This is a genomic window from Photobacterium galatheae (assembly GCF_000695255.1).
Classification (GTDB): Bacteria; Pseudomonadota; Gammaproteobacteria; order Enterobacterales; family Vibrionaceae; genus Photobacterium; species Photobacterium galatheae.
Window position 1 is genome coordinate 147,753 of sequence record NZ_JMIB01000017.1, and the last position, 11,676, is coordinate 159,428.

General features: G+C 50.9%; 9 protein-coding genes. 7 read left to right on the plus strand and 2 right to left on the minus strand.

All coding sequences use genetic code 11. From position 1 onward, the window contains the following. Positions 1–13: 13 nt before the first annotated feature. From EA58_RS09020 to EA58_RS09040, 5 genes are all read left to right on the plus strand, one after another. Entirely contained in the window at positions 14–625 is a 612-nt protein-coding gene (locus tag EA58_RS09020) for a YfgM family protein (RefSeq protein ID WP_036751556.1), read from the plus strand. A gap of 12 nt (positions 626–637) precedes the next feature. After that, positions 638–1,798 (plus strand): outer membrane protein assembly factor BamB, encoded by a 1,161-nt coding sequence (bamB, locus tag EA58_RS09025; protein ID WP_036751558.1) that lies wholly within the window; start codon positions 638–640, stop codon positions 1,796–1,798. A 151-nt stretch (positions 1,799–1,949) separates the two neighbouring features. Then, positions 1,950–3,455, plus strand: a complete 1,506-nt coding sequence (gene der / locus EA58_RS09030; RefSeq protein ID WP_036751559.1) for a ribosome biogenesis GTPase Der — start codon at positions 1,950–1,952, stop codon at positions 3,453–3,455. Positions 3,456–3,866: 411 nt separating this feature from the next. Next, positions 3,867–4,121: a zinc ribbon domain-containing protein gene (locus tag EA58_RS09035; RefSeq protein WP_036751561.1), complete on the plus strand. Its 255-nt coding sequence runs from the start codon at positions 3,867–3,869 to the stop codon at positions 4,119–4,121. Between the two features lie 160 nt (positions 4,122–4,281). Continuing rightward, positions 4,282–5,889: an ABC transporter ATP-binding protein gene (locus EA58_RS09040; RefSeq protein WP_036751632.1), complete on the plus strand. Its 1,608-nt coding sequence runs from the start codon at positions 4,282–4,284 to the stop codon at positions 5,887–5,889. On the opposite strand, the gene xseA is transcribed toward EA58_RS09040, so the two are convergent. Next, positions 5,886–7,235: an exodeoxyribonuclease VII large subunit gene (gene xseA, locus EA58_RS09045; RefSeq protein ID WP_036751562.1), complete on the minus strand. Its 1,350-nt coding sequence runs from the start codon at positions 7,233–7,235 to the stop codon at positions 5,886–5,888. The two genes, EA58_RS09040 and xseA, sit on opposite strands and share 4 nt — an antisense overlap. A 292-nt stretch (positions 7,236–7,527) precedes the next feature. On the opposite strand from xseA, the gene guaB reads away from it, so the two are divergent. Both guaB and guaA read left to right on the plus strand, forming a co-directional pair. Beyond that, the gene (gene guaB, locus EA58_RS09050; protein ID WP_036751564.1) at positions 7,528–8,991 is read left to right on the plus strand and encodes an IMP dehydrogenase; all 1,464 of its coding nucleotides are present in this window, start codon (positions 7,528–7,530) and stop codon (positions 8,989–8,991) included. 126 nt (positions 8,992–9,117) lie between these two features. Next, positions 9,118–10,695 (plus strand): glutamine-hydrolyzing GMP synthase, encoded by a 1,578-nt coding sequence (gene guaA / locus EA58_RS09055; RefSeq protein ID WP_036751566.1) that lies wholly within the window; start codon positions 9,118–9,120, stop codon positions 10,693–10,695. A 171-nt stretch (positions 10,696–10,866) separates the two neighbouring features. Here guaA and EA58_RS09060 read toward each other — a convergent pair whose 3' ends face one another. Then, positions 10,867–11,496, minus strand: coding sequence for a TetR/AcrR family transcriptional regulator (locus EA58_RS09060; protein ID WP_200872172.1), 630 nt, complete (start codon positions 11,494–11,496; stop codon positions 10,867–10,869). Between the last annotated feature and the right edge of the window lie 180 nt (positions 11,497–11,676).

Genomic DNA, 11,676 nt, shown 5'->3' on the forward strand with positions numbered 1-11,676 from the left:
GAGAGGACAGGACGTGGACGTCAATACCACTGAAGAACAACAGGTTGAAATCATTAAGGCATGGCTCAAGGAAAACGGTAAAGCCGTCGTTCTTGGCGCTGTATTAGGTCTGGGTGGCCTGTATGGCTGGCGTTATTATCAGGCTGAGGTGCAGACTGCGAAAGAGCAGGCTTCCGAAGCTTATACTCAGACAGTGCAGGCGCTGTCCAGTGGTGATGACGGCGCGATGAGCCAGGCACAAACTTTTATCCATGATTTTGAAAGCTCTCACTATGCTGTTCTGACGGCATTGCAACTGGCGAAAGTTCAGATCGAGAAAAACGATCTGGATGCCGCCGCAGCGCAGTTGAAATGGGCGATCGGTCATACTGAAGATGACGCTTTGTTATCTGTGGCACATACACGTCTGGCGCGTATCCTGGCTGCTCAGAAGTCTTACGATGAGGCGCTGGCTGAACTGGATAAAGTCAAAGCTGAAAGCTGGAAAGGCAAAGTTGCTGAACTGCGCGGCGATATTCTGCTGCAAAAAGGTGATCAGTCTGCGGCTCGTGAAGCATACCTCAGAGCGAAAGAGCTGGGTGCTTCTCCGGCATTGCAAATCAAACTTGACGATTTGGCCCAGTAAAGGCGGCACACTATGCGCAAGCGATTGAAGCAAGCCGTCGCGTTGGCAGTCACGCTGAGTGTGTTGAGTGGCTGTGCCAGCGAAGAAGAAGCGGTGCAAATGGCTCCGTTACCTGTGGTTGAAAATCAGCAGTTCAAACCCGTTCAGGACTGGACGCGCAATATTGACGACGGTGTACAGCATTTTTATTCCCGTTTGGCCCCCGTGACCGGTTACGGCAAACTCTTTGTTGCCAGCCGAAGTGGAATGGTTCAGGCGTTGGACCCGAGCACCGGGAAACAGATTTGGGAACATCAGGTCAGCGCTGAAGAGAATGCCAAACTCTCTGGTGGGCTGTCGGTGGCCTACAATCAAGTTTTCATCGGCAGCGAAAATGCAGAAGTGATTGCTTTAGACGCGGAAACCGGTGAAGAAGTCTGGCGGGTCGATGTTGACGGTGAAGTGCTGGCGAAGCCTTTGGCGGATGAAGGCATGGTGATGGTCAATACCAGCCGTGGCATTCTTCAGGCCATGGATGCCCAAACGGGTGTGACCAAGTGGCAAATCAGCAGTGATGTGCCCACACTGACATTGCGCGGAGACAGTGCACCAGTCTCGATTTCCGGTGGTGTTTTCTGGGGACAGGCGAATGGCCGTCTTGCGGGTGCCTTCATTCGGAATGGTCAGCTCATTTGGCAACAACCGATTGGTCAGCCACAGGGCGCGACGGAAATCGATCGTCTGGTTGATGTCGATGCGGCACCGGTGGTAGAGGGCGATCGTCTGTATACCGCAGGGTATAACGGAAATCTGGTGGCGATCGACCTTCGCAGTGGTCAACAGGTGTGGAAGCGTAATTATTCTTCTGCGACTGATTTTGTCATTAATTCCGGCCTGCTCTTTCTGGTAACTGCGGATGACCATCTGGTGGCTGTTGATATCCGTAGCGGGACCGAACTATGGCAGAATACGGAGCTGTCGCACCGTATTCTCAGCGCCCCGTCTGTCATCAGTGGAAAGCTGGTGGTCGGCGACAGCCTTGGGTATCTGCACTGGCTGGATCCCCGCAGTGGTGAGTTTGTTGCTCAGCAACAAACGGATGGCAGCGGCATTACCGTCCCCCCCCTGGCACTGGCCGATGGCTATCTGGTTGTAACCAGAGAAGGCAAACTGAGCAAAATGCATTTGCCTTAGTCACAGCTGCATTCTGTGATAAGATTAACGCTTCGGCTCCTGCTTGTTTTTGCATCAGGGGCCGTTGTTATTCTACCCGTGACGTCATGATTGTCGTTTGAGACAAACATGGCTTCATTAAGATGATGAAAAATATAGAGGTACACTCATTATGATTCCTGTAGTTGCCCTTGTCGGGCGCCCGAATGTGGGTAAATCGACGTTGTTTAACCGTCTTACTCGCACCCGGGATGCGCTGGTCGCTGACTTTCCTGGCCTAACCAGGGATCGTAAGTACGGTCGAGCTGAGCTCGAAGAGAACGAATTTATTGTCATCGACACCGGTGGTATCGACGGTTCAGAAGAAGGCGTTGAAACCAAAATGGCCGAGCAATCGCTGCTGGCCATTGAAGAAGCAGATGTTGTACTGTTTCTGGTCGATGGCCGTGCCGGTCTGACAGCAGCTGATGAAGCCATTGCCAAGCACCTGCGCAGCCGCCAGAAGCCAACGTTTCTGGTGGTGAACAAGATTGACGGGATTGATGCTGACAGTGCCTGTGCTGACTTCTGGAAGCTGGGTGTTGATGAAATGCACCAGATTGCTGCGGCACAAAACCGTGGTGTGACCGCGCTGATGGAGCGTGCGCTGGCACCATTTGTTGAAGCCTGGAAAGCAAGCCATTCAGAAGATGATGAGTTCATTGACATTGAGTCACTGGACTCCGTTGAAGCGATCGAAAAAGCGAATCTGACGGAAGAAGATGCCGAAGCGGCTTACAAGCGCCTGCAGGAACAGCCAATCAAACTGGCGATTATCGGCCGTCCGAATGTGGGTAAATCGACCCTGACGAACCGGATCCTGGGTGAAGAGCGGGTTGTCGTTTACGACATGCCGGGAACCACACGTGACTCGATTTATATTCCAATGGAGCGCGATGGTCAGGATTATGTTCTGATTGATACGGCTGGTGTGCGTCGCCGGAAGAACATGAACGAAGCCGTCGAAAAATTCTCGGTGATTCAGACGCTGAAGGCCGTTGAGGATGCCAACGTTGTTTTGTTGGTGATCGATGCCCGCGAAAATATTTCTGATCAGGATCTGAGCCTGTTGGGATTTGCCCTGAATGCGGGTCGCTCTCTGGTGATTGCCGTGAATAAGTGGGATGGTCTGGATAACGAAGTGAAAGAACGTGTGAAGTCTGAGCTGGACCGTCGTCTGGGCTTTGTTGACTTTGCCCGGATCCACTTTATTTCAGCCCTGCACGGGACTGGCGTCGGCCACCTGTACGAATCGGTTCAGGAAGCTTATCAGTCTGCGACCAAACGTATCAGCACGTCGCTGCTGACCCGAATTATGCAAATGGCGCAGGATGATCACCAGCCGCCAATGATTCGTGGTCGTCGTGTGAAGCTGAAATATGCGCACGCCGGGGGCTATAACCCGCCAATCGTTGTCATTCATGGTAATCAGGTCAATGACCTCCCGGGTTCATATAAGCGCTATCTGATGAACTATTACCGTAAAACACTGGAAATGATGGGAACCCCTATCCGGATTCAGTTCCAGAACAGTGATAACCCTTACGGGAACGTGAAACGTCAGAAGCTGACGGTCTCTCAGGAACGTCAGCGCAAACGTCTGACGACAGCCCTGAAGAACAGGGAAAACAACCAGTAAGACAGAAAAACCCGGCCAGAGATGGCCGGGTTTTTTGATCTTTCTTCTTTGCTGATGATCCTATCATCGGAAATATCGGATCGCAGGCGGAGATTATCCTGTTGGTAGAGGGTGTTTTTGCTCCCCGGGAGTGACGCTAAATACCTGTAATCAAGGGAGCATCATTCAGATTGCCCAATACACTCCACTTTTCGTTCATTCTGGATCATTGCCTCTTTGTTGGTAATTTTGGTTTTTTATGCTGTTAAAAATCCAAATGCAGAACATGTAACTTATGCTTTCGGGAAGTGTATTGATAAATGTTCTTTTAGGGGTTGATCGCTGATCAGTCCGGACTTTGTCGTTGATCATGTCTTTGATGTTGATCCCTGCTAATGTGAAGTGAAGTTCATTTCCACATAGGGTCTTACCATGTCACAGTCGTTGTGCCCGGTTTGTCAGTTGAATCTGGATTGGCAGCAAGGGCGCTATTTTTGCTCACATTGCGAGCGTGAAGTTGTCAAACTTGCCCACTGTCCAGACTGTGAACAGGCACTGGAGCGACTGAACGCCTGTGGTGCTGCCAGTTATTTCTGTCCGCAGTGTAATGCACTGAAATCGAAATCCTGTGTTCAGATCACCTTGTGCTTATTGGAAAATAGCCAGCCAGAAAAGTTGTCTGAGTGATTTCGTCCAGCCGAAAACCGATCTGAACTGGGTTTTCGTAAAATTTTTGTATCTTGACCATACTCAGCGGTAGTCAACAATCTTCTTTCGATATATTCTTATTTGACAATAATTCTCATTACTGTTTATGGAAGAAAGAAGTAAGGATTCAGGTATGAAGATGCAGAAGTCATTGCTGTCAGTCGAAGCGCTGTCAGTCGCATTTACAATGGAAAGCGGCATTGTCGATGCGGTAAAGCTGGTCAGTTTCAGTCTGGAAAAAGGCCAGACACTGGCGTTGGTCGGAGAGTCCGGTTCGGGGAAATCAGTCACTTCCAGTGCGGTCATGGGGCTGCTGCCCAAAAATGCCAGTATTGATCCAACCAGCAAGATCTGGTTTCAGGGCACTGAGTTACTGGCGTTACCCGAAAAAGTATTGCGAACTTTTCGTGGCGGTAAAATTGGCATGATCTTTCAGGAACCCATGACTTCGCTGAATCCTTACATGCCTGTCGGAGAGCAGGTGGCAGAAGCGATTCGTTGTCACCGGGATGTCTCAGCGAGAGAGGCCATGGAAGAAACGCTGGCTCTGTTCGAACGGGTACATCTGCCTGAACCGCGTAAGCGGCTTCGTCATTATCCACATGAGTTTTCTGGTGGCCAGTTGCAGCGCATCATGATTGCGATGGCGCTGGCGAATAAACCGGATCTGCTGATTGCTGATGAGCCGACGACAGCACTGGATGTGACTGTGCAGGCTGAGGTGCTGTCCCTATTGAAGGAAATTCAGGCTGAAATGGGCATGGCGATTTTGTTTATCACCCATGATCTGGGGGTCGTTCGCCATTTTGCCGACGATGTGGTGGTGATGTGTCAGGGAGAAGTTGTGGAAACCGGAACCGTCGAAAAAGTGTTCCACCATCCTGAACACCCTTATACAAAAATGCTGCTGGACGCAGAACCGAAGCCGGGTGATCGGGCTGGAAAAGCCAGTGAGCCTGTGGTCCTCCAGGCAGATGATGTCAAAGTAAGGTATGTACTGAAATCGAACTGGCTGGGACAACCGACGGATTATCTGGAAGCCGTGAAAGGGATTAGTCTGACATTACGACAGGGAGAAACCCTTGGAATTGTCGGCGAATCGGGATCAGGTAAATCGACGCTGGGTCGTGCGCTGATGCAGCTGTTACCTTCGACTGGCAATATTGCTTTTGAAGGCAAGAACATGCGTCAGATGACTGCGGCGGAACGTTTTGAGCTGAAACGCCACATGCAGATGGTCTTTCAGGATCCTTATGGCTCGTTGTCGCCCCGAATGACGATTGGTGACATTATCACAGAGCCACTGACCGTCTTCACGAAAATGACCAAAGCGGAGCGAATGAAGAAAGCCCGGCAAGTATTGCAGGAAGTGCGGCTCGATCCACATTGCATTAACCGCTATCCCCATGAATTTTCCGGTGGACAGCGCCAGCGGATTGCGATTGCCCGTGCACTGATTTTTGAGCCGAAATTCATTTTGCTGGATGAGCCAACCTCCGCTCTGGATCGCTCGGTACAGTTGACGGTGCTGGATCTGCTCAAAGATATCCAGCAACGTCATAACATCGGTTATTTGTTTATCAGCCATGATTTGGCCGTAGTTCGTGCCATTTCTGACCATGTTATGGTCATGCAGCGTGGCGAAGTAGTAGAGCAGGGGACGCCTGAGCAGATTTTTGATCATCCGCAGCAGGCGTACACACAGTGCTTGATCAGCGCCTGTATGCTTGTTGAAGACGCTGCTTAACCGGTTACGGTTGAACGGATTTCACCATCGGCCAGCGTTGTTTGCAGGGTATCTCCGGTTTTGACCTGAGCGGCACTGCGGATGACCTGGCCATTTTCATGGCGGGTGATGGAGTATCCGCGGGCTAAAGTTGCCAGGGGGCTGACTGCATCAAGTTTTTCTGTTGCCATGGCCAGTTGGTGATGTGCTTTGACCAGTCGGCGATCCATGGCGTCCTGTAACCGGCGCTGATGCGCTGCAAGCTGGGAACTCATTTTTTCCAGTCGCTGGGCCGGAGAATGAAGTGCCAGTTTGTACTCATTGCGATGGACATGCTGCTGGCGATCTGAAATCTGTTTGCGCATCGCTCTTTCAAGGCGGCTGCGCAGTTCATCCAGACGCTGGCTCTGCTGATTGAGCTGGACCTGAGGATGCTGGCGGTCAAGCCTGTGCTGCCAGCGTACCAGCAGGCTTTGGCGTTGTGACAGGTAGTGGCGCATCGCATGACGCAAATGCTGTTGGCGCTGCGTGATTTTCTGCATTTGAACGCTGAGATCGCGGCTGACCAGCTCGGCGGCTGCGGATGGCGTCGGCGCACGCATATCCGCCACAAAATCGGCAATGGTGACATCTACTTCATGACCTACGGCGCTAATGATCGGGATCTGGCTGGCTGCAATCGTTCGGGCAACAATCTCTTCGTTAAAGGCCCAGAGGTCTTCCAGCGAACCGCCGCCCCGACCGACGATCAACACGTCACATTCCTGGCGTGCATTCGCGCGGCCAATGGCCTGAGCAATCGAAATTGAAGCACCTTCGCCCTGTACCATGGTCGGGTAGATGACAACGGGTAAGCCGGGATCGCGACGCTTGAGGACATTCAGAATGTCATGCAGCGCAGCGCCGGTTTTAGAGGTGATAATGCCAACGCGTTTCGGTTGTTCCGGCAGTGCTTTTTTCAGGGTCTGAGCAAATAATCCTTCCCCGGCCAGCTTCATTTTCAGTTGCTCGAACTGCTGCTGCAGGCGACCATCACCTTCAGGCTGCATGCTTTCAATAATCAGCTGGTAATCGCCACGCGGCTCGTAGAGCGATAGTCTGGCTTTGACCAGCACTTGGTTTCCGTTTGCCGGACGGAATGTCACGCGCTGGTTATTACCCCGGAACATGGCGCATTTCACCTGTGCCCGTGCATCTTTGAGTGTGAAGTACCAGTGCCCTGAAACCGGCGCAGAGAAATTGGATAATTCTCCAATCAGCCAGACCACACCCATTTCATTTTCCAACAAGAGTCGGACCTGGGCATTCAGACTGGAAACCGTGTAGATACGCTGATTCTGGGATGAAGCTGTATTGTAAAGACTCACGACAAGGCAACCTGTGGTTCGGGAGATGGATATTGCTGGAGATGGTGCCCGAATTTGATAGCAGTATCAAATGAATGTCGTCGGCAGGGAGCCTGAAAAGTCGGCAGGCGCAATGAGGGCTTGAATTTCAGCCCGCAGCTTGGTCACTTAAACCGGAATATATTACGTATCAAGTCAAAAGTGTCAATTAATTTTTTTTATTTTTTTCTAGCCAAACGTTTGCTTGGTACGTATAATTCGTCCGCAATATTTTATCCCTTCTTTAAAACCTTACATGGTGTGAGATATTGCGATGTTACGTATCAAACAAGAAGCTTTGACCTTTGATGATGTCCTGCTGGTTCCGGCACACTCGACTGTACTTCCTAACACTGCGGATCTGCGCACCCGTCTGACGAAAACCATTTCGCTGAATATTCCAATGGTGTCTGCCTCTATGGATACAGTCACGGAAGGCCGACTGGCGATTGCGTTGGCTCAGGAAGGGGGCATTGGCTTTATTCACAAGAATATGTCAATCGAGCAACAGGCGCGTGAAGTGCGCATGGTGAAGAAATTTGAAGCGGGTGTGGTTCAGGAGCCGGTCACGGTGAAACCTTACCAGACCATCGCTGATGTGAAGCGTCTGACCGAAGAGAACGGCTTTGCCGGTTACCCTGTTGTTGATGATAACCATGCTCTGGTCGGTATTATTACGGGCCGTGACGTTCGCTTCGTGACCGATCTGTCTCAGACTGTAGAAAGCGTGATGACGCCGAAAGAGCGTCTGGCTTCTGTGAAGGAAGGGGCTTCCCGCGAAGAAGTGGAAGCTGTGATGCAGGCACATCGTGTGGAAAAAGTGCTGGTTGTGAACGGCCATTTCCAACTGAAAGGGATGATCACTGCCAAAGATTTCCAGAAAGCAGAGCGTAAGCCAAACGCCTGTAAAGATGAGCAGGGTCGTTTGCGTGTTGGCGCGGCGGTTGGTGCTGGTGCTGGCAACGAAGAGCGTGTGAAAGCGCTGGTTGAAGCCGGTGTTGATGTGCTGTTGATTGACTCTTCTCATGGCCATTCTGAAGGTGTACTGCAGCGTATTCGTGAGACCCGTGCAGCATTCCCGGATCTGCCGATTGTTGGCGGTAACGTCGCCACAGCAGATGGTGCCCGCGCTCTGATTGAAGCGGGCGTAAGTGCCGTGAAAGTCGGGATTGGTCCTGGTTCTATCTGTACAACCCGTATCGTGACCGGTGTTGGTGTACCACAAATCACTGCTATTGCTGATGCTGCTGCAGTTGCAAACGAATATGACATTCCCGTGATTGCGGATGGCGGTATCCGTTTCTCGGGCGATATGTGTAAAGCGATTGCGGCCGGTGCATCTTGTGTGATGGTCGGTTCCATGTTTGCCGGTACTGAAGAAGCACCGGGCGAAGTGGAACTGTATCAGGGCCGTGCTTATAAATCCTACCGGGGTATGGGCTCTCTGGGTGCGATGTCAAAAGGTTCTTCAGACCGTTACTTCCAGACAGATAACGCAGCAGACAAGCTGGTTCCTGAAGGAATTGAAGGTCGTGTGGCTTATAAAGGTCACCTGAAAGAAATCGTGCACCAGCAAATGGGTGGCCTGCGTTCAAGCATGGGCCTGACCGGTTCGGCGACCATTGAAGCGCTGCGCACCAAAGCTGAATTCGTGCGTATCTCTGGTGCCGGTATGCAGGAATCACACGTTCACGACGTGACCATTACCAAAGAAGCTCCGAACTACCGTCTGGGCTGATATAAACAACCTTCAGACCGGTGACAGCAGTCGCCGGTCTTCGTAAACACCGATGAATTTTCCCGGAGCGGTGCGCCGCTGGCGAATCGCTCCTTTTGATTGCAATAGATATTTGAGACTGCCTGAATGACCACAAATATTCATGATCAACGTATCCTCATTCTGGACTTCGGTTCCCAATACACCCAACTGATTGCCCGCCGTATTCGTGAAATCGGTGTGTACTGTGAGCTGTGGAGTTGGGATGTGGATGAGGCGGATATCCGCGATTTCAATCCAAACGGTATTATCCTGTCTGGCGGTCCGGAAAGTGTGGCGGCAGAAAACTCTCCGCGCGCACCACAATATGTATTTGAAGCGGGTGTGCCGGTGCTGGGTGTGTGTTATGGCATGCAGACCATGGCAGAGCAGCTGGGCGGTAAAGTCGCTGGTTCTGATCTGCGTGAATTCGGTTATGCGCAGGTTGAAGTGGTTGAACCAACCGCACTGCTGAAAAATATTGAAGATGCGGTTGCAGAAGACGGCAATGCTCTGCTGGACGTCTGGATGAGCCACGGTGACAAAGTCGTGGAAATCCCATCTGACTTCGTCAAAATGGCTGCTACTGAAACCTGTCCGTATGCAGGGATGGCGAACGAAACAAAACGTTTCTATGGTGTGCAGTTCCACCCGGAAGTGACGCATACGCGTCAGGGTCAGCGTCTGCTGGAAAACTTTGTTCTGAATATCTGTGGTTGTGAAAAACTGTGGACGCCATCTTCCATCATTGATGACGCCGTTGCTCGTATTAAAGAGCAGGTTGGCGATGATGAAGTGATTCTGGGCCTGTCGGGCGGTGTCGACTCTTCTGTTGTGGCGATGTTGATCCACCGTGCAATTGGCGACAAGCTGACTTGTGTGTTTGTCGACAATGGTCTGCTGCGTCTGAACGAAGGCGAGCAGGTGATGGAAATGTTCGGTGACCATTTCGGTCTGAACATCGTACATGTGAATGCTGAAGAGCGCTTCCTGTCTGCACTGGCTGGCGAAGCGGATCCAGAAGCTAAGCGTAAGATCATCGGCCATGTGTTTGTTGATGTTTTCGATGAAGAATCGAAGAAACTGAAAAACGCGAAATGGCTGGCGCAGGGCACGATTTATCCGGATGTGATTGAATCAGCAGCCTCGAAGACCGGTAAAGCACACGTGATCAAGTCACACCACAATGTGGGTGGTCTGCCTGAAGACATGGCAATGGGTCTGGTTGAGCCGCTGAAAGAGCTGTTCAAAGACGAAGTTCGTAAGATTGGTCTGGAACTGGGTCTGCCTTACAACATGCTGTACCGCCACCCGTTCCCGGGTCCGGGTCTGGGCGTGCGCGTTCTGGGTGAAGTGAAGAAAGAGTACTGTGACCTGCTGCGTCGTGCCGATGCAATCTTCATTGAAGAACTGCATAAAGCGGATCTGTACAACAAAGTTTCACAGGCATTTACGGTCTTCCTGCCAGTACGTTCTGTAGGTGTGATGGGCGATGGCCGTAAGTACGACTGGGTTGTTTCTCTGCGTGCAGTTGAAACCATCGATTTCATGACAGCACACTGGGCGCATCTGCCATATGACTTCCTGGGTCGCGTATCTAACCGAATCATTAACGAAGTGAATGGTATTTCCCGCGTGGTTTACGACGTTTCCGGTAAGCCACCAGCAACTATTGAGTGGGAATAATTTTCCACTGAAAAGTGTCTGACCTTCACAGGTATAAAGCATATCGAAGTCCGCGTCATAGCGGACTTTTTTTGTATTTGGCGAGTGGGATTTGAAGAATCGATCTCTCGATGCAAGGCGATTCTCCCTTTTGAGAAAAGTAGACTTGTTTTTTCTTAGATAGATTCGGAGTCAGCAAGGTTGTACCAGGCGAAGACACACTGAAGTGACGTCGCGAGCGTATGTTTCATCGCTTTCTGTTTTGAGCGCAATGACCTCATCTGTAGCGCCATGTACGCCGTGATAGATCATTAAGGCTGTGATGCGTGGTTGCTCTAATGTCCAAAGACCGGCTTGTATTCCTCCCTGTAAAATTTCCTCCAGTTGCGTCAGAAGGGCGTTTCTTTCCGGATTGGTCCGATCATGGTGATGATGATTGGTATAAACAATGTCGTGCGTTCGGTAGGTTTCAACGTAAATCAACACGCAGTTGTATATCCAGGTGTGTAAACGTTTTTGCCAGTCATCCGGTGCACAGGTTTCAATCGCTGCTTCCAGTCGATTTAAAAACTGCAGGGTATACCGTTTGCCCATGGCCTCAAGCAACTCATTCTTGGAGGCGAAGTAATGGTAAAAGGTGCCTTTTGCGACTTGAGCAAGTTTGACGATTTCACTGATTGTTGTCGCTTCAACTCCTTTCTCTAAAAATAGTTTTTCGGCGGCTGTCATCAGCTCGTTCAGGCGAACTTCAGCGGGTTTGGTGCGAGGTGTTTTTTGCGGTTTCATTTGATTGACTCGCGGCTTGTGTAAATCAGTCGACACAATCTATCCCGACAATGGATGAGGCGTTCTTACCCAAGATGGCAAGTGACCGTCGTTGAGCGATGGTATGTGATTGACATGAGTGTCGCAACTCGAACAGCAAAATGCCGGAAGTTCTCTGCGCTTGAAATTACCCATTGACCGTCGGTCGGTCGATTATTAAGATGAGAATAAATCTCA